Source organism: Spiroplasma ixodetis, from assembly GCF_059729505.1.
On the sequence record NZ_AP038353.1, the window covers coordinates 823,108 to 846,424 of the forward strand.

At 24.2% G+C, this 23,317-nt stretch carries 30 protein-coding genes; 22 read left to right on the forward strand and 8 right to left on the reverse strand.

The features are described from left to right. Window positions 1-236: 236 nt before the first annotated feature. The 13 genes from AC6I4F_RS05395 (at window position 237) to AC6I4F_RS05455 (ending at window position 7,832) form a co-directional block, all read left to right on the forward strand. Entirely contained in the window at window positions 237-461 is a 225-nt protein-coding gene (locus tag AC6I4F_RS05395; RefSeq protein WP_497873059.1) for a hypothetical protein, read from the forward strand. A gap of 69 nt (window positions 462-530) precedes the next feature. Beyond that, window positions 531-743, forward strand: a complete 213-nt coding sequence (locus tag AC6I4F_RS05400; protein ID WP_497873060.1) for a hypothetical protein — start codon at window positions 531-533, stop codon at window positions 741-743. 824 nt (window positions 744-1,567) lie between these two features. Continuing rightward, window positions 1,568-1,783: a hypothetical protein gene (locus AC6I4F_RS05405; RefSeq protein ID WP_497873061.1), complete on the forward strand. Its 216-nt coding sequence runs from the start codon at window positions 1,568-1,570 to the stop codon at window positions 1,781-1,783. A 530-nt stretch (window positions 1,784-2,313) separates the two neighbouring features. Further along, window positions 2,314-2,634, forward strand: coding sequence for an AEC family transporter (locus tag AC6I4F_RS05410; RefSeq protein ID WP_497873062.1), 321 nt, complete (start codon window positions 2,314-2,316; stop codon window positions 2,632-2,634). Window positions 2,635-2,645: 11 nt separating this feature from the next. After that, the gene (locus AC6I4F_RS05415; protein ID WP_497873063.1) at window positions 2,646-3,368 is read left to right on the forward strand and encodes an AEC family transporter; all 723 of its coding nucleotides are present in this window, start codon (window positions 2,646-2,648) and stop codon (window positions 3,366-3,368) included. A 139-nt stretch (window positions 3,369-3,507) separates the two neighbouring features. Beyond that, the gene (locus AC6I4F_RS05420) at window positions 3,508-3,747 is read left to right on the forward strand and encodes a hypothetical protein (RefSeq protein WP_497874671.1); all 240 of its coding nucleotides are present in this window, start codon (window positions 3,508-3,510) and stop codon (window positions 3,745-3,747) included. A gap of 93 nt (window positions 3,748-3,840) precedes the next feature. Beyond that, window positions 3,841-5,043, forward strand: coding sequence for an IS256 family transposase (locus AC6I4F_RS05425; RefSeq protein ID WP_497874672.1), 1,203 nt, complete (start codon window positions 3,841-3,843; stop codon window positions 5,041-5,043). Window positions 5,044-5,100: 57 nt separating this feature from the next. After that, window positions 5,101-5,481: a hypothetical protein gene (locus AC6I4F_RS05430; RefSeq protein WP_497873064.1), complete on the forward strand. Its 381-nt coding sequence runs from the start codon at window positions 5,101-5,103 to the stop codon at window positions 5,479-5,481. Between the two features lies 1 nt (window position 5,482). Then, window positions 5,483-5,662: a hypothetical protein gene (locus tag AC6I4F_RS05435; RefSeq protein ID WP_497873065.1), complete on the forward strand. Its 180-nt coding sequence runs from the start codon at window positions 5,483-5,485 to the stop codon at window positions 5,660-5,662. A gap of 153 nt (window positions 5,663-5,815) precedes the next feature. After that, window positions 5,816-6,664, forward strand: coding sequence for a hypothetical protein (locus AC6I4F_RS05440; RefSeq protein WP_497873066.1), 849 nt, complete (start codon window positions 5,816-5,818; stop codon window positions 6,662-6,664). A gap of 652 nt (window positions 6,665-7,316) precedes the next feature. Next, entirely contained in the window at window positions 7,317-7,460 is a 144-nt protein-coding gene (locus AC6I4F_RS05445) for a hypothetical protein (RefSeq protein WP_497873067.1), read from the forward strand. Between the two features lie 80 nt (window positions 7,461-7,540). Next, window positions 7,541-7,678 (forward strand): hypothetical protein, encoded by a 138-nt coding sequence (locus tag AC6I4F_RS05450; protein WP_497873068.1) that lies wholly within the window; start codon window positions 7,541-7,543, stop codon window positions 7,676-7,678. Window positions 7,679-7,694: 16 nt separating this feature from the next. Beyond that, window positions 7,695-7,832, forward strand: a complete 138-nt coding sequence (locus AC6I4F_RS05455) for a hypothetical protein (RefSeq protein ID WP_497873069.1) — start codon at window positions 7,695-7,697, stop codon at window positions 7,830-7,832. A 128-nt stretch (window positions 7,833-7,960) separates the two neighbouring features. Here the strand turns inward: AC6I4F_RS05455 and AC6I4F_RS05460 are convergent, their stop codons facing one another. Both AC6I4F_RS05460 and def read right to left on the reverse strand, forming a co-directional pair. Beyond that, window positions 7,961-9,673: a ribonuclease J gene (locus tag AC6I4F_RS05460; protein WP_497873070.1), complete on the reverse strand. Its 1,713-nt coding sequence runs from the start codon at window positions 9,671-9,673 to the stop codon at window positions 7,961-7,963. 160 nt (window positions 9,674-9,833) lie between these two features. After that, window positions 9,834-10,424 (reverse strand): peptide deformylase, encoded by a 591-nt coding sequence (gene def / locus AC6I4F_RS05465; protein WP_497873071.1) that lies wholly within the window; start codon window positions 10,422-10,424, stop codon window positions 9,834-9,836. A gap of 101 nt (window positions 10,425-10,525) precedes the next feature. On the opposite strand from def, the gene AC6I4F_RS05470 reads away from it, so the two are divergent. Then, window positions 10,526-11,083 carry an RsmD family RNA methyltransferase gene (locus AC6I4F_RS05470; protein ID WP_497873072.1) on the forward strand — a complete coding sequence of 186 codons (558 nt, stop codon included), beginning with the start codon at window positions 10,526-10,528 and terminating at the stop codon, window positions 11,081-11,083. A 14-nt stretch (window positions 11,084-11,097) separates the two neighbouring features. Further along, window positions 11,098-11,676 carry a guanylate kinase gene (gmk, locus tag AC6I4F_RS05475; RefSeq protein ID WP_497873073.1) on the forward strand — a complete coding sequence of 193 codons (579 nt, stop codon included), beginning with the start codon at window positions 11,098-11,100 and terminating at the stop codon, window positions 11,674-11,676. 93 nt (window positions 11,677-11,769) lie between these two features. Here the strand turns inward: gmk and AC6I4F_RS05480 are convergent, their stop codons facing one another. Continuing rightward, window positions 11,770-11,946, reverse strand: a complete 177-nt coding sequence (locus AC6I4F_RS05480) for a transposase (protein ID WP_497873074.1) — start codon at window positions 11,944-11,946, stop codon at window positions 11,770-11,772. A 24-nt stretch (window positions 11,947-11,970) separates the two neighbouring features. Continuing rightward, window positions 11,971-12,591: an IS1595 family transposase gene (locus AC6I4F_RS05485; protein WP_497873075.1), complete on the reverse strand. Its 621-nt coding sequence runs from the start codon at window positions 12,589-12,591 to the stop codon at window positions 11,971-11,973. A 496-nt stretch (window positions 12,592-13,087) separates the two neighbouring features. Here AC6I4F_RS05485 and AC6I4F_RS05490 point away from each other — a divergent pair, with 496 nt between their 5' ends. From AC6I4F_RS05490 to AC6I4F_RS05520, 7 genes are all read left to right on the forward strand, one after another. Continuing rightward, window positions 13,088-13,342, forward strand: coding sequence for a Pr6Pr family membrane protein (locus AC6I4F_RS05490; protein ID WP_497873076.1), 255 nt, complete (start codon window positions 13,088-13,090; stop codon window positions 13,340-13,342). A 298-nt stretch (window positions 13,343-13,640) separates the two neighbouring features. Next, the gene (locus AC6I4F_RS05495) at window positions 13,641-14,381 is read left to right on the forward strand and encodes an IS3 family transposase (RefSeq protein WP_497874673.1); all 741 of its coding nucleotides are present in this window, start codon (window positions 13,641-13,643) and stop codon (window positions 14,379-14,381) included. Window positions 14,382-14,691: 310 nt separating this feature from the next. After that, on the forward strand, window positions 14,692-14,820 hold the full coding sequence (locus tag AC6I4F_RS05500) for a hypothetical protein (protein WP_497873077.1): 129 nt from the start codon (window positions 14,692-14,694) through the stop codon (window positions 14,818-14,820). 209 nt (window positions 14,821-15,029) lie between these two features. Beyond that, on the forward strand, window positions 15,030-15,221 hold the full coding sequence (locus tag AC6I4F_RS05505) for a hypothetical protein (protein ID WP_497873078.1): 192 nt from the start codon (window positions 15,030-15,032) through the stop codon (window positions 15,219-15,221). 115 nt (window positions 15,222-15,336) lie between these two features. Then, window positions 15,337-15,639, forward strand: coding sequence for a hypothetical protein (locus tag AC6I4F_RS05510; RefSeq protein WP_497873079.1), 303 nt, complete (start codon window positions 15,337-15,339; stop codon window positions 15,637-15,639). A gap of 83 nt (window positions 15,640-15,722) precedes the next feature. After that, window positions 15,723-15,995, forward strand: coding sequence for a hypothetical protein (locus AC6I4F_RS05515; RefSeq protein WP_497873080.1), 273 nt, complete (start codon window positions 15,723-15,725; stop codon window positions 15,993-15,995). 549 nt (window positions 15,996-16,544) lie between these two features. Next, window positions 16,545-17,462, forward strand: coding sequence for a hypothetical protein (locus AC6I4F_RS05520; protein ID WP_497873081.1), 918 nt, complete (start codon window positions 16,545-16,547; stop codon window positions 17,460-17,462). Here the strand turns inward: AC6I4F_RS05520 and AC6I4F_RS05525 are convergent. The 4 genes from AC6I4F_RS05525 to AC6I4F_RS05540 form a co-directional block, all read right to left on the reverse strand. Next, the gene (locus tag AC6I4F_RS05525; protein ID WP_497873082.1) at window positions 17,459-18,247 is read right to left on the reverse strand and encodes an IS1595 family transposase; all 789 of its coding nucleotides are present in this window, start codon (window positions 18,245-18,247) and stop codon (window positions 17,459-17,461) included. The two genes, AC6I4F_RS05520 and AC6I4F_RS05525, sit on opposite strands and share 4 nt — an antisense overlap. 340 nt (window positions 18,248-18,587) lie before the next feature. Further along, entirely contained in the window at window positions 18,588-19,097 is a 510-nt protein-coding gene (locus tag AC6I4F_RS05530) for a hypothetical protein (RefSeq protein WP_497873083.1), read from the reverse strand. A 128-nt stretch (window positions 19,098-19,225) separates the two neighbouring features. Beyond that, window positions 19,226-19,522 (reverse strand): hypothetical protein, encoded by a 297-nt coding sequence (locus AC6I4F_RS05535; protein ID WP_497873084.1) that lies wholly within the window; start codon window positions 19,520-19,522, stop codon window positions 19,226-19,228. A gap of 237 nt (window positions 19,523-19,759) precedes the next feature. After that, the gene (locus AC6I4F_RS05540) at window positions 19,760-23,317 is read right to left on the reverse strand and encodes an FtsX-like permease family protein (RefSeq protein WP_497873085.1); all 3,558 of its coding nucleotides are present in this window, start codon (window positions 23,315-23,317) and stop codon (window positions 19,760-19,762) included.

Below are 23,317 nucleotides of genomic sequence, written 5' to 3' on the forward strand. Positions count from 1 at the left end.
ATTAATATTGGTTTTTTAAATAAAATGAAAGTCTTTTTATTAAGATGATAATATTTACTTACATTTTATAATGTTAATAAAATTAGTAACAAGCATATTTATTGATAGATTAAAAAAATAAACTATAATTTTTATTAAATTAAATTTTTAGAGAAAAGGAAGATAAAAAGATATGTTAAATAAAACAATAAAATAAATAAAAATAATAATTTTCGAATAACTATGTTATTTAAATAATGAATTTATTAATAGTTAAAATATTAATTATTAATGGAGAACTTGGTCATATAATAAAATTAAATAAGATTATTAATTTGAATGGAGAAAATTTATGAAAAAAGAAAAAAAGTCAAACAAAAATTAGTCATTTAGATAGATTAAAGTTAAAAATGCCACCTAATAAAGAATCAGCTGCGTTAAAAATACTTTGAGTAGCAGTAACACAAATATTTCGTAAATAATTAACAACAGAAATAACTATTTCAAAGCAATTATTAGGATTAGAAAAAGAATGTTTACAATCAGTAGTATTGAATTGTATTAATAAAGATTCTAAGAAAATAATTTGAACTAAAAATATTTCTTTACCCCTTGATGAACTATGTTTATCATTTGGTATGTATAAATTAAGTGTTACTTTGAAAAATCCAAATAAAGAGGAATCTAATTATTCTGGTTTATTAAATACAAATGATAAATCTGAAGAAACAATAGTATATGAGTTATTTTTTGATGGAAAATAATTTAAAATAAATGATATTGAATGTTCCGATATGAATTTGGAAGAAAGATTAAAATACAAAATTAATTAATTAGAAAGTAATTTAGAATGTGATAGTGATTTTGATGACATTGAAAAAAAGATATCAACGCAATTGATTTACAAACTCAATCATCAACAGTTAAATCTAAATTAAATTTACCAAACTTGTAAAAAATAAAATTTAATGATCTATGTTATAATAAGTATAACTATTAATAAAAATGATTTAAATTAGGAGTGAATTTATGAATATTTTATTAGGTGTCATCAAAATTGACATCATGGTGAAACATGTAAATTTGAAAATCATTTTGATGAAAAAGATAAAAAATGTTTTCAATTTAGAACAATTATTAAGAAACAAAATTAATATTATTTTATTTATGATGAAATAATAAAAAGAGAAGATAAAACCTTTTTTTATTAAGATTACATGATGATAAAAGAAAAAAAGTTTGAGAATTATTAACTTATTTTGAAAAAAATGAAATTGTTCAACAAATTAGACATTTACGGTATAAGCAATTTTTAAATGAAATTAAAAATAATGAAAAGCTTATAAAAAAAGAATCTAAACATACAACTATCATTAGAACACCATTTTTAGAATTTGTAAGAACTATTACAAATCAAAAACAAGATAATATTACAGAAGAAGTACAAGATAAATATTTAATTTTTAAAAGGTTTATATGAAATATTTTTCATGGTTTAATATTTTTTATTGCGTGGGGTGCCACATCTCCTATTGCTAAAATAATTATCACACCAATAATTAGTACATTTGTTGTTTCAAGTGCTATTATGGGTTGATTACCTTTTACTATTGCTGGTATTGTTGCTGGTATTTGTTACAAAATTTTATGTGAATGTGCTAAAAAATTAAGACCAGTAATGTCTTCAAATGTAAAAGACAAGTATCAAATTGAATTAAAACAAAAAATAAAAGAACTAGAAAATAGATTAAATAATTTAGAAAATCAAAAATTATTAGAAAAAAATGAATCAAAAACTTTTTAAATTTTAAAAAAAGAATTAAATCGAAAATTTAAAAGAAAGGAATTTTCAAAAAAATATTACCAATCAATCAATGAAACGAAAAATGACAAGAAAATATTGCATTTTCAAAATATTTAGAACCTAAACATATAAAAAAAATAAAAGATGTTTTTGCTGAAAATAAAAAGGAAAAGTATCAAATTGAATCCGAAGAAAAAACAAAAGAAATATGATCAGAATTTCAAGAATGAAAAAATAAACTAAAAGAGTTAGAAAAAGAAGCTAGTGAAACTAGAGTAAATGGATTTATTCCAAAAGAGAATAATAGAGAAAAATCACCAATTAGAACTATGAAAAGAATGGGTCTATAACTTTAAAAAAATATTACAACTTTAATTTATCAAATTTATTATTCTATACACAATATTCAAAATTTGGTAAATTAGTTTTTTATTTATTTGAAAGTTATATAATAACACATAAGTAGTTACAAAATACTTAGATTTTAGAGAAAGAAGAAAGTATTAAAGAAGGGAGAAATAGAAAGAAATATGCAATTTTATTTACAAGCTGATGTTGGTCAAGTTGTTATAAATACATTAAAAGCTTGAGGATTTTGAAGTGCAATTTTAGCAACGATATTTGTAATTTTTTTAGGTTGATTTTTAACGAAGAGAGGGACATTTAAAAAAGAATGAGAAGCGGTTTTAATTAAAATTGTTATGGTTGTTGGTTTACCATCTTTAGCTTTTGATGGTTTTATGACAAATACAACAACAGAGCAAGTTAAAACGCAAGTTACAATTTTACTAGTTGGTTTTTTATTCTATATGATACTGGGAATAGTTGCTAAATATTTTTATATTCATTAGGGTTTATTGTAATGAGCAAACCTATTAAAGCAGCAGTAGTAACAAAAGAACAAACTGGTGCTGATTTTATTGTTGATACAAAACTAAATACTGATGGATATGCACAAATTAAATCAGAAATGAAAGTAATAAAAAGAGAAAATTTAATAAAGAATGTAAAGCAGATTTTTTTAAATCCAATTTTAATTGCAACTATGGTTGGATTTATTTTTTGAGTTACACAATTAATTCCTGGAATTGCTATTGTTCCTGATCAAAATGATATTACTAGTGGTCAATATTTTTCACCATTACGATTAGACAATACATTTCCACCGTTGTTTAAGGTAACAAAAACTTTAGAGGCATTATGTACGCCATTAGCATGATTGGCAATTGGAATTACTTTAGCAAAAGGTAATTTTAAAGATGCTGCACAAGATAAAAAAAGTATGATTTGGAATGGTAATGAAAATTATTTTTGCACCATTATTTGGATTAGCATTAGTTTGTGCGGTTGCGGCAATTGGAAAAGAAACTGGAGCATGAAAATTAGATACTGCTGGATTAGGCATTATTGTAATTATGTTAGCAGCCCCCCAGCAGCAGTTATTGTTGCCTATTCAATTGCTTATAAAAAACAGCCATTGTTAAAAAGTAATTTAACATTAATTGCTACATTATTTTCAATTATTTCATTATTATTTTGAGTAATTATTACTACAGCGATTGGCGCAACACCGTTATTTAGTTAAAATATAAACAAAAGAAAGGGAATAAAAATATGGCGAAAAAAATTAAAATGGTTTGTTATGCTGTTCGTAAAACAGAAAAGCTTTTTTTGAAACATTAAATAAAAATTATGGATATGATTTAACGTTAATTGAAGATTATTTAACAAAGGATAATATTGAAACGGCAAAGGAACATGAAGCAGTAATGGTTCCTGCTAATTGTGACTGTTATGAGCAAAATTTATTAAAAATGAAAGAATATGGCGTTAAATATTTATTAACTAGAAATGTTGGTTATAATCATATTGATTTAAAAAAAGCTCATGAATTAGGTTTTGAAATGGTATATGTACCTGGTTATTCGGTAATGTTTAGTAATCTGCGTAACTTACAAAAATAACTATGTTTAATTAATTCTAGTAAATAAAATTAAATAACTAGAAAGAGTGAGTTACGTATTTCTAAAAAACAAAATATTAATAATAATGATCCAATATCAAAAGCAGTAGATTTATTATTAGAAAATACTGAGGATTTAACAACCGTATTTAAAGAGGGAGGTTTATATAAAGAATTAACAAAAAGATTAGTTGAAAAAATGTTGAATTCTGAAATGCAAAATTATTTAGGATATGAAAAAAATCAACATAATAATAGTGATAATGCTCGCAATGGTATAAATTCAAAAAAATTAATAACCCAACAAGGTAAAATTGAGATTAATGTACCACGAGATCGTAATAGTAATTTTGAGCCAGTAATATTTGCAAAAAGACAAAGAAGATTTGATGGTTTTGATCAACAAGTTCTTTCATTATATGCCAAAGGAATGACTTTATCATATATTAGAATGCAGTTACAAGAGTTATATCATGGTGCTGATATTAGTGAAAGTGTTATTAGTCAAATTACTGATGATGTTATTTATGATGTTAAAGCATGACAAAATCGGCCATTAGAAAGTGTTTATCCGATTGTTTATTTTGATTGTATAGTAGTTAAAGTACCACAAGATAAACGCATTATTAACAAATCAGTTTATATAGCATTAGGAGTTGATTTAGAAGGTAAAAAAGATGTTTTAGGTTTATGAATTAGTGAAAATGAAGGTTCTAAGTTTTGATTATCTAATTTCACAGAAATGAAAAATCGAGGCTTAAATGATATTCTTATTGCTTGTAGTGACAATTTAACAGGAATGTCAGAAGCAATACAATCAGTTTATCCTAAAACCGAACATCAATTATGCATAGTTCATCAAATTAGAAATAGTTTAAAATATGTTTCATACAAACATAAAAAATCACTAGTTACAGATTTAAAACCAATTTATAGTGCATGTAGTGAAGAAGAAGCAATGCAAGTTTTAGAAACTTTTGAAAGTAAATGAAATAAACAATATCCTCAAATTGCTAAATCGTGATATAAAAATTGAGATAATTTAATGGTTTTTATTATTTATCCTGCAGAAATCAAAAGAGTGATTTATACAACAAATGCTATTGAATCTGTTAATAGTCAATTACGAAAAGTTATTAGAAATAAAAAAGTTTTTCCAAATGATATGGAAGTTTTCAAAATATTTTATTTAGCAATTGAAAATATAACAAAAAAATGAGCAATGCCTATTCAAAATTTAAATACAGCAATTGCTCATTTTATGATAAAATTTGAAGATAGAATTAATCTAAACTAGTAAATTTGTAAAACAAAGATACACAGATTATTAAAAAGACTCGATATTTCTCGTATTATGTTTAATCATAATTTTGTTCAATATGGTAAAAAAAATCGACTTCTTATTCATAACTTAAATCATTGAGTTAAAACTTTAAATTTACGTTTTGAATTAAATTTTGAAATTGATAAACCTTTAAGTTTTTATATTCAAGGTTTTATGTTTTATTTTAATTATGAGGCTTTTTCTACATTTACTGGTGATTTTGCTTTTAGTTTTTTAGATTATGTTGGTGATACAAAATATGTTTTTAAAGGAACAATTGGTAATGATGTTTATATGCAAGATTTGTATAATTTTGTTAATATGCCAGTTCGTGTTAAAAATTTAAGACATTTAACTGTATTTTTTGATATTCATGGAAATACAAATTTAACTATTCCGCCGGAGGTTTAATTTGGTCAGATTAATATTTTTTTCAAGCGACAAAGTAACACCAGTACCGCCAAATAGTCCTTTTAACCCTGATTATGAGCGTGTTAGTTGATATGATGTTTTTGGACATTTACGTAATGCTTTTAGATGAGTACTTTATGGAGTTGTTGGTAAAGTTTTACCAGTTGAACCATTAAGATAGTTTCTTTTTACCACAGATAGTTTATTACAACATATTTTTTCAGATACGATTAGTACTGCTTTAAATGTTGATATTGTTAGTGGAATAGAAAATATTATACCTTTATGATTATTTGTTAGAGCAATTATTTTAATTGTAGGTTAGGAGTTTATTATGCCTTGATATGGTTATGTATTATTAGTTATAGGTTTAATTATGATTATTTATCCAATTTGTATAACTATTCGTAATGTTAAAATTTTAAAAAGATTTGGTAGTTATATTATTTCAGCACCACCACTTACTGGCAAATCTGCTCTTGCTTGTTGTCTAGCACAAAATCATAAGAAAAGAGTAGTTAGTCCTTTTCCTATTAAATTAAAAAATGGTTATTCTTATTTAGTAAATTATAATGATGGTTTTACTTTTAATCAGTTAGCAATTAATTATGCTTTTGAGGAAGAAGATTTAATAATTTTAGATGAATTAGCATTAAAAATAAATTCTAATGATTTAGGAATGCAATTTAAAAATCAACAAGAAAGTTTAGGACAATTTTGTAAATTAATAGGTCATATGTTTAATGGTACAATGTATTTGATTGGACACCACCATAATAGAATACCAGTACAAGCATGTGAAAAAGTGGAATATGTTGTTCAAGTTAAAAAAATGCGTGTTTTATTATTTTTTGTTGTATTTAATATTAATTTGTATACTAATATTGATGATTATAATAAAGTAGTATTTTCACGACGTAAAACCAAGAAAAAGTTTAAGAAAGGTATAATGCCTCCAAGTTATAGTGGTGAAGCAATGACTATGACTTTATTTTTTCCTAGATATTGATTGAAAAGGTATAATTCTAGGGCATTGCATTATGTGCATGAACTTAAAAGTGAATTGTCACCTAAGAAACATCTCAAAGAAGCAAGTAGTATTGATATGACTTATAATGATATTAAATCTGCTGGTTTAGATAAATTAGATAATATTTTAAAGAAAAAGGGACATAAAAATTAAAAAAATAGTTGGAACCAACAAAGAACCTTTTGTTGGGTTGGCCGCGGGGTTTATCCCCGCTGGGGTGAGTTGCGAAGCAACGAGGGGCAAAGCCCCTATTACTTGATAAACTAAATATAGTTTTTAACCTATTGCTTTATTTATAAGTAAATGGGTTTTTTAATTTTAAAAGGATAAAAAAATGTTAATCGAAAAAATTAATATATTTAAAAAAGCAAAAGAAGAATTGGATAAAGAAATATTTTTTATTGAGAAAAAAAGTCAAGAAATAGTTGAGCAAATTTAATCTTTAGAAAATAAAATTAAACGTTTAAAAAAACTAAAAAAATCAAAAAAAATACAACTATTTTCAAATATTAATAAACAAATTAATGAAACAGAATTAAATATAAAAACTTTAATAGAAGAAATTGAAGAAAAAGAAAAAAATGCACAACCATTTAAAAATTAAAAATTAAATATTTTAAAAGAAATTATTGATTTACAAGGTCAGTTATATGAAAATGAAGTTAAGAGATATAAAGAAATATTTGAACAATTAGATTCTATTTTAAAAAATAAAAACTTTGAAGAATTAGAACATTCTATATATCCATCTAAGAAAAATCCTTTTGAAGAAGAGGGTGATACAGAATTATTTGATAGTATTAGTTTGTCAATAACTCAAATTAAGGATTTAGAACAAAAAATATTTGATTTTGAAGAAAAAAATAAAGAAATATTAGATAAAATTGATTTACTTGAACGTGATATTCAAGATTTAAGAGAAAAAAAGCAGAAAAAAATTGACAAATAACTTTTGTAAATACTATTAGTTTTGGTATTTTTAAATATGTTAGAAACAAAAAAGTTAATAAAGAAATTAAAGAAATAAAATTGAAAACAAGAAATTTAAGAGAAGAAATAAATGAAAATGAAAAAAATATTAAACCACTTAAAGTTTTAAAATTAAATATTTTTGAAAATATTATTAATTTACAAGTCAGTTTGATTAATAAAAGCCTATCAAATTAAGAGTGATTTGACTTCAATGTTAGATAATTCTAAAGATAATGTTAAAACAATCTTTGGAATCCAAAAATTATTAAATAAATGATCACTAAAATTATTAGTAACAAAAAATGATAAATCAACAGGTAATTTTATAGGCACTGATAAAATCAGTTAGATTTAAAATCGGTGAATTTATGATTTTTGTAGGAGAAGAATTAATAGTTAACCCTTAATAATAACATCATACTCAATGCTAATTATTTTAATAAAATATATCAAAAAAATAAAAAATAGTTTTTAAAACTATTTTTTATTTAATATAACAGGAATAATTAAAGGGTTTCTTCTTTTCTTTTTAAATATATAAGGTGCTAATGTTGATTTGATAGCATTTTTTATCGTGGCAAAAGTAGGTCTTTCGCTTTTTAATACTTCATTAATAGCTTTTGTTAGTAATGATATTGCTTCAGATACTAAAGGTGCTGCATCGCGAACATAGAAAGAACCGCGAGAAATAAATGTTGGTGGTGCTAATAATTTATTATTTTGTGAATCAATAGAAACAACAATTGCAATTAAACCATCTTTAGAAAGAATTTGTCTATCACGGATTACTGCAGCAGTTGTTACTCCTGACATATCTTTTCCACCATCAACATAAATAGGATCGGCAGCAATTCGTTTATCACTTAAAGAACATTTACCATTATCCATAATAATTGGATCACCATTAGCACAAATAAATATATTTTCTTCGGGGATTCCGATTGATACAGCTGTTTCTTTATGAACTTTTAACATTCTATAATCACCATGCATTGGCATAAAGTATGATGGTTTAATTAAATTTAACATTAGTTTTTGTTCTTCTTGTGAAGCATGACCAGAAGTATGTAATCAATTTAATGGTGAATTTTCTTCAACAATCGCACTAAGTCGTGTTAGTTTATTAACTACTCTTTCAACATCAGCACGGTTACCGGGAATTGCTGATGAAGAGAATATTACTGTATCGCCGGGTATAATTTTTATTTGACGATGTTCGCGATTAGCAATTCTTGATAATGCCGCCATTGGTTCACCTTGGGAACCCGTACAAATAATAACAATTTGATTATTATCATATTTTTTAGTTTCTTCTGCTTTAATAAATGAACTATCACGAACTTTTAAATGTCCCATTTGACGAATAACATTAACTATTCTTTCTAAACTTCTTCCAACAACAATAACTTTTCTATTATGTTTTGTTGCAACTTCAATAATTTGTTGTAAACGGTGTACATTAGAAGCAAAAGTAGAAATTAAAATTCTGGCCTTCGCTTTAGCAAATATTTCACTAATTCTTTTAACAACAAGCATTTCTGTCATTGTATAACCGGGTACTTCAGCATTGGTTGAATCTGCTAAAAATAATGTTACTCCTTTTTGACCCATTTGTGCCATTTTATCAATATCTGCTTTATGACCTAAAGGTGTTCAATCAAATTTATAATCACCTGTTGTAACAACAGTTCCATTTGAATTTTCTACACAAATTCCATATGCATCAGGAATTGAATGATTAACAGCAAAGAAACTAATAATAAATCTGTTAGTTTTAATTTTACTATTACCATCAACAATATTTATTTTTATTTTTGATTTTATCCCTTTGTCTTTAATTTTATGACGAATTAAAACTGCTGCTAAATTAGGAGCGTAGATAGCTGGAATATCACTAATTTCTTTTAATAAGTATGGTATACCACCAATATGATCTTCATGACCATGAGTAATAAATATTCCTTTAATTTTATGTTTATTTTCTTTTAGGTAGCTATAATCAGGAATTACTGCTTCAATTCCTGGCATAGAAGCATCAGCAAATTTTACTCCAGCATCAATAATAATAATTTCATTATCTTGTTCAATTACATAAGTATTTTTTCCAACTTCTTCTAGCCCACCAAGCGCAAAGATTTTCGTGACGAACTTTTTAACTGGCATAGTATTTTTTGTGGATGTATCACTCATATTTTTTCTCCTTCATTCATTTTAAAATTATAAGAAAATAACATAAAACATAACATAAAAAAATGTAATGAATTTAATCATGTTTTTACTTATTACTTATTTGGTATATTATATTTAACTATAATAAGACAATTCAAAAACTTAAGTTTATCATTCTACTTTATATCATAATCCATTTATCATCATTAAGTCAAGGATTATCCTTATTAATGTGATGATAAAAGAGTTTTCCTTCTAAATGGTCTTGCTCATGTTGAAAAACAATTGCTTCATAACCTCTAACAGTTAAAGTTACTTTCTTCTTTTTTAAATAGTCATAACCTGTAACATTGATTTTATAATTACGTGGAACTAAACCTTCATGAGGGTGATTAGTTACACTTAAACAACCTTCACCTTTTTTTAAATAAACTATTTGTTCGCTTTTACCAATGATTTTTGGATTTATTAATGCATGTTCATAGTAAATAATCTTTTCATTTTTATCAGGAATTGGTAATAAAATATAATACATTTTTATATTTTCTCCAATTTGTGGTGCAGCAATACCAATAGCTTCGGTTAAAATGTTGTTAGCATTAAATTCTTTATCTTGTGATGCTTTTACTCAATCAATCATACGTTTCATAATATTTTCATCTTTAGGTGTTAAGGGTAAAATAACATCAGCACAAGTTTTTAATAAACTAGGTTTTGTATCTTCAGTAATTCAAGATGCTGATGGTACTTCGTTTTGTAATTTGTTTAACATTGCAGATCCTTTCATCAGTTTGTAATAAATAATAAATTAAACTAATTTGCTTTTATCAAATTTAATGATAAAGTTATTATAAACTAAATTTTGGAGAAAACATGAAAATTATTGCTGGAAAATTAAAAGGAAAAAAAATAATTACTTTAGATGGTTTATCAACACGGCCAACATTAAATCGAATTAAAGAAAATATTTTTAATATTATGTTAAATTATTGTAGTTTTGAAGATAAAATTGTTGTTGATTTATTTGCTGGAAGTGGTAATTTAATTCTTGAAAGTTTATCACGAGGGGCAAAATTTGCTTTTGCAAATGATATTAACAAAGCTGCTTGTAATATTATTAATCAAAATTGTTTTGCTTGTAATTTACAAGAACAAGTTAAATTAAGTAATTTGGATTATCAAATTTTTAGTAAAACACTAGTACAACAGTGTGATATTGTTTTTATTGATCCACCTTTTTTAAATATTACTTGTCAACAGTGAATTATTGATTTCTTTTATAAAAATAATTTACTTGCTAATAATGCTTTAATTGTTTTAGAAACAAATGTACCACTTGAAAATTTACAATTAAATTTCCATTTTAAAGTAGTATCTAATAAAAAATACGGTAAAATATATATTAAAATAATTCAATTTTATGAAAAGTAGAAAGTAGAATCTAAATGGCACAAAAAAAAGGAAAATTAATTATTCTTTCTGGACCAAGTGGTGTTGGTAAGGGTGCAATTATTGCTAAATTATTTGCTGATAAATCATTAAATTTAGCATATTCAGTTTCGATGACAACAAGAAAACCACGTAATAAAGAACAAGATGGCATTAATTATTTTTTTGTTGATGTATCAACTTTTTTAAATCATGTTAAAGGTAATGATTTTTTAGAATATACAAATTTTATTGGTAATTACTATGGTACTAGTAAGAGTTATGTTTTAAATTTGCAAAATCAAGGTTATAATGTTATTTTGGAAATTGAGGTTGATGGTGCTAGTCAAGTTTTAAAAAATTATGAACATCGCAATGATATTATGAGTATTTTTATTATGCCTCCTTCTTATCAAGAATTAGAACAAAGAATTCGTATGCGTGCTAGTGAGTCAGAAGCAATTATTGAGAAAAGGTTAAATAAAGCAAAAGAAGAATTTAAAGTTCAACATGAATATGATTATATTGTTATTAATGATTACTTAGATATTGCTATTAAAGAAATAACAGATATTATTAAAAATAATATTAATTAGTTTTTGATTTGATAGTTTAGAATTAAATATTAAAAACATTTAATGGTGTTAATTAGTATAAAAGCCTATCTAGGAAATTATCCCCACATTTATCTAAATCAAACACAAAATTATAGTTTCAAAACTAGGTATCTTATTGAATTTATATGCAGCTTCTTTTGCATATAAATTAATATTGTGTTTTGAAACTTTTATGTGTGTTCGAAAAGTTCGTGGGATTTGTTTTCATACAGATTCAATCTGGTTTGTGTTTACACCTGTTGATGACACATACCCAAATTCATGATTTACGATTTAATGTTTGTGATAAAAGTTTTTGAAACTTCTATATCCCTTCCAAGAATCCGTAAACAGACAACACCCAGTAGAAATGTGTTTCAATGCAAATCATAAAAGTTTTTTCTCATCTGCTTTTTTCAATACTTTCACAATTAGTTTGTTGCTGGTTTTCTCATAAACTCCAACAATCAAGGTTTTATTCAACAAGGATCTTCCTTGTTTTTTAAAACCTACATGTGAAAGATACATTTCATCCATCTGTGCTGTGCCATCATCAATGAACCCTGCATCTTGATTCCAAATTCTAGTTCTTATTTCATGATTCATTCTTCAAGCTGTTTTATATGTCACACCCAATTCCCTTGCAACATCTGTTGATGGTATACCATGCTTTGTGTTTATTCATCTAAAGATAAGATAAAACCAAGATGTCAAAGGTGTTTGTGACTTGTGAAAAATGGTGTCATGAAGAATACTAAATGTTTGATGACATTTCAAACATCTTATTCTTCTCAAATCAGAAGTATTCAAACTAGAAGAAGCACACCTGATACATTTTATTACTTTCAACTTCGCTATATATTTCAAACAATCGTTTTCATTTTGAAATATGCTATTGAATTCATTTCAATTCATTTTTTCCTCCACACTAGTACATGTAGGGATAATTTCCTAAAAATATAATATTATAAAAAACTATATTACAATAATTTTATAAACTTGATATTAAGTTTATTTTAAATCCTATTACTTTAATTTTAAAGTAATAGGATTTTTTATACATTTTTTAAATGTTAAAAATGTTTTTTATGAATTTTTTGTAATTTTTGGTAACCATAATCAGCCAAAATTTTTATTTTTGGATTAATAAAAAGTAAAAATTATAAGTAGTGGTAAAAGAAAAAAAATGTTGAAATAAGTTTCTGTATTAAAAACTAATAAGTGTTACAATTAAACAAAGGGGGAAATATATTATGGATTTAAGTTGATATGATTGTATTAAGGATTGAAAATTTTATTTTAAATTAGGTTTTGGTTTATTTTTTCTAGTAGTTTTATTATATGGATTATTATCACCTTTAATTAATGGAATTACTGTAACTGATCAACAAAAAAAGATGCTAGAAACTGAATGTGATTTACTGAAGATAAAGGAGATTTTATTTTAAATTATTTTTCTTTTTTTACAATTCAAACTAATCTTTTTGTTATTATTTGATTAATATCATCTGCTATTTTTTGAGAACAAGAAGGTAGAATTAATAGTAAATGATTTGGCCAATATATGACTTTAGCAGTAACAAGTTTTATTACTATTACAGGTATTGTTTTTAATGTTATGTTATTACCAACTTTAATAAATCAACTACAAACCTTTTATGCATAATTTACTAATATTATCCAACATATGGTAGTTCCAATTATAATGATTATGGTTTTTCTCCCTTTATTTACTATTTTTAAATTTTATCACATAAATGGAGATAATTTCCTTAATTAAATTAAGAAAAGAATTAAAACAATTAAGAATGGAAAATGATATTTTAAAGCAGCAGCACTAATAATAGGCAGAAAATAGAAATTATTACTAAAAATAAAGTTAAATATAAAATTCGTACAATGTGTCGTTTTTTAAAAATATCTAAATTAAAATATTATTTTAATTTCAAGAAAAAAAAGATAAAATTCAAAATAATATGTATGATGAAACTGTTATTAGTGCTTTTAAAGAAAATAAAGAAGCTTATGGAACAAGAAGATTAAAAGTTGTTCTAAAAGAAAAGAAAATTAATTTATCAAGACGAAAAATTAAAAAAATTATGAATAAACATAATTTAATATCAAAATACACTAAATTATCATACAAAAATTATCATAATAAAGTCAATGATAGTCAAATTACTAATCTTGTTAATAGAGACTTTAATAATAGGCTTAAAAATGAAGTTATTGTTAGTGATTTAACTTATGTTCAAGTTAATGATAAATTAAACTATATTTGCTTATTAATCGACCTGTACAATCGCGAAATTATTGGACATAGTGTAGGTACTAAAAAAGATGCATCATTAGTATATCAAGCATTTATGTGCTCAAATCGTTGTTTAAAAAATATTGAAATATTTCATATCGATCGCGGTAATGAATTTAATAATAAAAGTTTATCAATAGTTTTATTAGCCTTCAATATTACCCACTCTTTAAACAAAAAAGGTTGTCCTTATGATAACGCTGTTGCTGAAGCAACTTTCAAAACTTTCAAAACAGAGTTTATTAATGATAAAAATTTTACATCATTAATCCAATTAAAATTAGAATTATTTGATTATATCAATTGATACAACAACATAAGAATCCACAGTACTATAAACTACTTAACCCCCATAAAACACCAAGCACAAATGTCTACCAAAAAACAGTCTTAAAAAAAATTGCCATTCCACTTTTTATTAAGTCGTTTTTTTATGATAGTTTATACACTTTACCTTTGCCTATTCTTGCCTTAATAAATGTTAGTTTTGTATTTTATTTAATTTTAGGATTATTTAGATTTACAAGACATTAGGATGTGAAATTATGTTTATACCTTTTATTACAACAGTTATGCAATTCTTTTCTTCAATTTTTATGAATTTTTTTAGTTTTCCACTTGGTGATTTAGGTTTTAATTTGGGTACGTTGATGATATTTTTGATTTTGCTTAGATTTGCATTTAGGGTTATTTTGCCTGAATTAATGTTACCAACATTAGGTTTAGGTTATGGCTTTAAAAAAATTGGTAAGGCTTCTTTTTCAGTTGGTAAAGCAATTGCTAAGGGTCATAAACAAACACAAGATGTTAGTAGAATAAATTTAGGTAATTAATTATGTCTAATTTTGTTCTTAGTATATTGCATTTTATTTTTATATTTTCTAGTAAAGATATTCAAATATTTTGAAATCAACCAAATATTACTAATGAAGTTTATATTTTGTTTAATTTGACTTTTTGGTTGGTATTAGGTGTATTTTTTAATTTTATTTATCGTAGTATTAAATTTGTTTTTAGGTCATTGTTTGGGTAGGTGTTAAGTATGAGTGTTTTAGAAATTTACAATAAAATACATCGATGTATTGTTGATTATTGAACTATGTTTATAGGTAATCCAGTTGATGATTTTACTACTATTTTATGAAATTTAGTAGTTTATGGAACTTATTTTTTTATTGGATTTGTTTTGTTTTATGGTTCATGGTGAATTTTAAAATGTTTATTTGGTAAATAATTATGTGATTTAAGTTTGCTAAATTTTTTTTGTTGTAAATACTTTTGTTCAAGCACCTACTAGTTTAATTGCTTCAAATGACCCTGATGTTGTTAATTATGATATTAAAAAAGAAATGATTAAACACGTTAAGTATAATGATTTTAATGATTGAGCAACTATTCCATGAAATTATGCTTATTTTGATGTTGACCAACCGGATTTAAAATTAGTTAGTGGCGAAATTATAGGTGGTTTAGATAATGATTTGGATGTTGAATATCAAAGTGATGTTTTAGGTGTTAAAAAGATAACACTTAATACTGGAACTGGTGTTTATTCTTTTAGGAGATATCAGTTAGATGATATTTCTCGTATTATGTTTAATCATAATTTTGTTCAATATGGTAAAAAAATCGACTTCTTATTCATAACTTAAATCATTGAGTTAAACCTTTAAATTTACGTTTTGAATTAAATTTTGAAATTGATAAACCTTTAAGTTTTTATATTCAAGGTTTTATGTTTTATTTTAATTATGAGGCTTTTTCTACATTTACTGGTGATTTTGCTTTTAGTTTTTTAGATTATGTTGGTGATACAAAATATGTTTTTAAAGGAACAATTGGTAATGATGTTTATATGCAAGATTTGTATAATTTTGTTACTATGCCAGTTCGTGTTCCAAATTTAAGACATTTAACTGTATTTTTTGATATTCATGGAACTACAAATTTAACTATTCCGCCGGAGGTTTCATTTGGTCAGATTAATTTTTTTCAAGCGACAAAGTAACACCAGTACCGTCAAATAGTTCTTTTAACCCTGATTATGAGCGTGTTAGTTGATATGATTTTTTTGGACATTTACGTAATGCTTTTAGATGAGTACTATATGGTGTTGTTGGTAAAGTTTTACCAGTTGAACCATTAAGAGAATTTTTTACTAAACTTGATGGATTATTAAGACGTATTTTTGATGATACTATTAGTTCTGTTTTAAATGTTGATTTTACTAGTGGTTTAGAACAATTATTAACATTATGAGTATTTTTAAAAGCAGTTGGATTTTTAATTGGTTAGGAGTTTATTATCAAAAATAAAGACTTATTTGAAATTTTTAGTGGAGTTGTTTTTTTGTTTTTTAATATCATCGCTTACTGCGTTATTTTTTTGATTTTGATGTAGATAAATTAAAGTTATTTTTTGAAAATGCTAGTTTTGGTTCAAAATTTTTAATTTTCTTTTTTGATTTTATTTTTCCCTTTATTTTAAGTTCATATTTTGTAGAATTTTGTTTTTGAATTAAAAATAAGTTAAAAAATAAAAGTAAGGTGGTTAAATAATGGTTGGATATGGTTATTTATTTTTAGGAGTTTTATTATTAATAATACTTTATCCATTTTTAATAACTAGAAAAAATATAAAGATATTACAACGTGTAGGTAGTTATATTATTTCAGCACCACCACGTACTGGTAAATCTGCTCTTGCTTGTTGTTTAGCACAAAAAAATAGGGGTAGGGTAGTCAGTCCTATTCCTATTAAAGTACGTAATGAATATAGTTATCGTTGTTCTTATGATGATGTTTTTAAATTTAATCAATTAAATAGTAATTATGCTTTTAAAGAGAATGATATGCTTGTTTTTGATGAATTAGGTTTAAAAATTAATAGTAATGATTTGTCACTCGAATTTAAAGAAACACAAGAAAGTTTGGGAATGTTTTTTAAATTAATAGGTCATAATTTTAATGGAATTATGTATATGATTGAACAACACCCCGATAGAATACCAAAACAAGCACGTGAAAAAGCGGAATATATTGTGCAAGTTAAAAGAATGCTTATTTTGTTATTTTTAGTTAAGTTTAAACTAAATATTTATACTAATGATGATGATTATAATAAAGTTATATTATCTAAAAGACAAACTAATAAAATAATTAAACGTGGTGGATTACCACCTAGTTATAGTGGTGAAACTATGACTTTTAGTTTATGATTTCCTATGTCTTATTTACAAAGATATAATAGTCGTGCTTTAAATTATATTCATTCGTTAAAGAGTGAATTAAGTAGCGTTAAAGACTATGAACAGTCACAAGCATTAGATTTTACTGTTGATGATATTAGAGCAGTAGGATTAGACAAGTTGGATAATATATTACAGACTGAAAAGAAAGAAATTGAAAATAATGTATGACGTACTTGTTATTATAGAAATAAATATTCTAAGAAAAATAAGAAAAATGATACTTAACTGAATTTATATGCAGCTTCTTTTGCATATAAATGAATATTGTGTTTTGAAACTTTTATGTGTGTTCGAAAAGTTCGTCGGATGTGTTTTCATGCAGATTCAATCTGGTTTGTGTTTACACCTGTTGATGACACATACCCAACTTCATGATTTACGATTTCATGTTTGTGATAGAAGTTTTTGAAACTTCCATATCCCTTCCCTTCCAATAATCAGTAAATAGACAACACCCAGTAGAAATGTGTTTCAATGCAAATCATAAAAGGTTTTATCTCATCTGCTTTTTTCAATACTTTCACAATTAGTTTGTTGCTGGTTTTCTCATAAACTCCAACAATCAAGGTTTTATTCAACAAGGATCTTCCTTGTTGAATAAAACCTACATGTGAAAGATACATTTCATCCATCTGTGCTGTGCCATCATCAATGAACCCTGCATCTTGATTCCAAATTCTAGTTCTGATTTCATGACCCATTCTTCAAGCTGTTTTATATGTCACACCCAATTCCCTTGCAACATCTGTTGATAGTATACCATGCTTTGTGTTTATTCATCTAAAGATGAGATAAAACCAAGATGTCAAAGGTGTTTGTGACTTGTGAAAAATGGTGTCATGAAGAATACTAAATGTTTGATGACATTTCAAACATCTCATTCTTCTCAAATCAGAAACATTCAAACTAGAAGAAGCACACCTGATACATTTCATTACTTTCAACTTCGCTATATATTTCAAACAATCGTTTTCATTTTGAAATATGCTATTGAATTCATTTCAATTCATTTTTTCCTCCACACTAGTACATGTGGGGATAATTTCCTTAAAAATACATAACTATAAAATTCAATTTAATAAATAAAAATTTCTTAAATTAATATTTAACTATCCGCTTCAAGGAATTGTTAACCAATTAAAATAAGTTAAACATTAACTTAAAAACTAATTTCAAATTAATATAAACTTATAAGCAAATATTAACATATTTAATAAAAATTTCAATAAATATAAACACAAAAAAAAGTAAACAATGTGTTCCTTGAAGCTAAAACACAATGTTTACACAGTTAAAGTATAACAAAAACACAAAAAAATACAAATATTACAAAAAATAATAAAAATATAATTAATGTAAAATTCTTTTTTGTAAAAATATTTTTTCAATTTTACTTTTATTAAAAACTTTATAAAGAAAATCTAAAACATCATTTTTATTAAATTTATTTTTTAAATAATACCTAAATCGCAAACTTTCTAAACTAACATAATATTGAAAATCTTTAAAATAATCACTATTAGCAACATAATCATAACTTCCACCAATTAATTGAGTATTACCTTGCTCATCTGGTTTACTTTTAAACAAATAAAATTCCTTTGCTTTTTCACATGCTTGTACTAATTCTTGTAAACTTAAAGTTTTACTACCACGAACTATAAACGAATTTCTACAATTTCTACTAAAAGAATATGCTTGAATACCAACATCTTTTTGATTTAAAGACTTAATATTTTCTTGAACTTTTGTTACATATTTACTTAAATATTTAACTACAAATTCATTTGTACCTTTATGTACAACTTTTAAATCAATGCCTTTATTATTACCAACATGTGGTCATCATTTAGTTATCATACTATAAGGTATTTTACGATTAAATAATATATGAAAATGAACTACTCCACGTTTTTAATATTCATAAACATAAAAATATCTTAATTCACCTAAATATTTAGAACTTTTAGGGTCATTTCATCAACGTTTTAACAAAATAAAAAACAAACAAATATCTTTTTTGCTTTTCTAATATTAGTTTCATTTTTGTGATAAGTTAAAGTTAAAAAACTTAAAACTCTTGCATTATAAAAATTATGTAATTCTTTTTGAATTGATTTAGACTTAGTACGAACATTATTATTTCTTAATTTAGTAATATTACCAATATTCTTTATACCTAATTTATTTCTATCATTTCTAATAATATCAATAGGTAAAACAACATTTTTAATATAACAAGCATAATAAATTTTATTAACATAAAAATTGTATGAAATATTCATTTAAAATCATCCGCTTCAAGAATTTTTTTAAAATTAAATGATTTATAAACAAATATTAAACAAATATAAATATAAATCTTATAAAAAATTATAACATAAAAAAAATATCATTAATAAAAATTAATGATAGTAACAAAAATGATAATTAAATTAATTTTATCAATTTAAAAATATTTTTTAAAATTAAAACATTTTAATGTGTAATTTTTTATTTTAAGCAGTAAACCAGATTATATATTATTTAGTTAATGTCATTAATTGTTTATTATTAACGTTTAACTTTCAAGTAATAATGTATGAGACTAAATAAATTAAAATATTTATACTAATCATCAATGCAAAATATCATCAACGAAAAACAATAGGAAATGCGATTTTTGCAAAAGTTGCTAATAAATTAGAAAGTACCATTACTAAAGAAGGAACAATAAAAACAGCAACCAAACTACTCATTACCAATGCCGGTATTATTACCAGAAAGAAATTATAAGAAACTTCTAATGCAGTATAACCTAAACTTCGTAAAATATTAATTAATATTAAATTATCACGAACACTAATATTAGTAACAATAACAATAATCATTAATGATAATATAACACTAAAAATACCAAAAAATGAAATGATTATTTGTAAACTATATTGATTATTCTTCATAATACTAAGTAAATTACTAATATCATACACCGATGATAATGAAGTACTAATACCTTTACTTTCCAAATATCCTGAGTGTGAAATTTGTGCTAAATCAATATTATAATCATTTTTATTACTAATAATTGGTAAGTAATGTTTAAACTCATTATCAGTAAATTTGCTTAATTTACTATTAGCAAAATTATTTTCTAATAAATCACTTTTACTACCAAATAAAATCTCATTAAGTCAAAGTTTGGGCATTACTATTATTTTTGGATCTAATTTATTAATATAATCATAAGCAACACCAATTATATATTTTGTTTGATTATCTAATCCTTTATACCTATAAATAACACTATTATTAAGTTGTTCTCCACCATTATAAACATTAAAAACCGAAGGTAAAGCAGAAGTAGCCATTGGAATAAATTGAACAGCACTACTATCTGGATTTTTAATTCCTAATTTTTGAATTAAATGATTACGAATATTAATAAATTGTTTATCTTGCCAATTATTAGAAACTTCCATATCAGTTAAATTTAATTTACTAAAAGTAGAGAAATCACTTATACTAAAATTTAGAGATAAAAAATCACTTAAACTATCATCAATACCATAAGCAGTTCTTGGTGCACTTCAATTTTTAAAAGATTCTTTTGATAAGGTTTGTGTATCATTATCAAAAACAGCACCACGCTGATTAGGAAGTAACAGATTAGCCTTATCAAGTTCTAATTGTGTGTATGGTACTTCATACTGTTCATCATAAGGAATTAAACCAAAACTTATCAATAAATCAGTATTGTTTTTACCATTATTATTGGTTAAATAATTAAATAATATTTTATTTTTTTCTAAAAAATTCTTAATTATTGATGGAATCTTTGATGGATTAGCATCAATTCATTGTTTTATTTTTAATAATTCACTTCCCATAATATAACGATTTTGAACATTAATCACAATTGATTTATTAGGATTAAGAGGATCAAATTGTTTAATTGCCGCTAATAATTCTGGATATAATGAAATTTTACTTTTAATATTATCAACACTATTAAATTGATACATTAATTTATTTTCGTTATTAATAAAGTTAGTTTTAATATTATCATCAAATTGATAACCATTTTGATAATTAAAATTAGTTCCCGCAAATTGTGAACCTAACATATTATTAACTAAACCACTAGCAGTAAGCGCAAAGAATACTAATGTTGCAGCAAAAACACTAGTAAAACACATAATTGATGTTTTACCAAAACTACGTAGTGAAGTAGTAACGGCCAACTTATTACGATAACTAAATCTACCAATCACATATCTTGCAATAAAAGTGAAAGTTGAACTAATATTTATTTTATATTTTTGTTTTGAAATATTATTAGTAATTAAATCTAAGGGTTTATTTCTTAATAAAAATAATAGCATTAAAAAACTAATGAAAGTTAAACTAATGATTGGAATAACAAGTAATAAAATAGCGGTAACAATATTAAAGTACCAACCATAACTAATTAAGGCAACAGTACTAATATTAGTAATATAAATTAAATAATGCGCAACTGGAATCGAAATTAAAACACCAATAATAGCAAAAATAATTAAAGGAGCAATAATTGAAATTACTAATGATATACTTAACTGTCAACTTTTATATCCTGTTGCTTTTAAAATTCCAATTAATTTTTTATTACGATCAATCATTTTAAAAGTAATAATAAAAATAATAATAGTAGTCACAATAAAAATTAAAATTAAAAATAAACTAGAAATCTCTTCAATAACATTAATTCTATTATTAATGGAACTAAAAGATCATTCTTGCATACTAGTATAAAATCTAGTATTATTGATATTTAAAGGTGAAATTATTTTATTATATTCAATACCATTATTATAATATTTTGTACTTGCTATATCAGTAGGTGTTTTATAAATTGCATTAAGATAATTATAAATTCATTCATTATTTATTTGTGAATCAATATTTTTAGCCAAGTCAGGATTAATACCTAAAAAAAAATCATCAATATTACTGCTAAATGCCTTTAAATCAGATTCAACTTTGCGCATCGTATTACCATTAGTAAAAGCAACAGTATTATTTTTTAAATCAAGTGAATTACCAAAATAACGACCAACAAATGCTGCTAATGAGCTTGTAGCATAACCACGAATAATAAACGTTTGTCCAGCAATTACATAATTTTGACCAATATGTAAATTATTTAGTTCAGCAAAATGTTTGTAAATTAAAATTTCATTATCTTGTAATGGTTTTTCTGTTAAACTTGGGCCACCATCTTTGACAATAATTGCTTTATTAACAATATATTCAGGTCCTGTTTCAATAAAAGCAAAATTTTTACTAGTAATTAATAAATCACGGACCATAACAGCATGTTGTCATTCAATATCTTTATATAACATTCCCATTGACATTATTTCATATAACTTAGCTTCATTTTTAATATCTATTTCACTATAGTTTCGATTAGCATATGGATACTTAGTTTTTCCTTTAAAATTATCATTATAAAACTGTAAAGCAGCTTCACTAGTGATCATAAAATTTGTTGCATTTTCTGGATGTAATGGATCATATAGATATTGATTTAGAATATTAGCATATTGTTCTATCGTTGCTTTATGAGTATCATAAGATGGATAATTAATAGGAATATTAATTTTAAAATCAATATAATTATGGCTAGTATCATTAAAAAGACTATCACCAATAGCAAAATATTCTTTACTACTAGCAACACCACCATAAAAATTAAAACGATATATATCAGGTCTAGTAACATCTGGTATTGTTAACTGAAAAGTAGCTTTTGCCATCTTTTCTTTATCAATAGTATTATCTTTTTGATAATAATTAATATTATTTAAATAAGAACCGTTTTTATCTTTTTCATTATATTTTCCATCAAAATTAACATATTCCACTGGTGAAAAAAATGTATATTGGTTAAATTCATTATGAGCAATATCGTTAACATATTGTTCAAATAAATAATTATTAGAAAAATTTAATGATAAAAAGGCAATAATCATAATCATTACTAAAAAACCTAAACCAAACATTTGTAATAAATTGTTTTTTTGTTCACGAATATAATTACGTAATAATTTAAACAT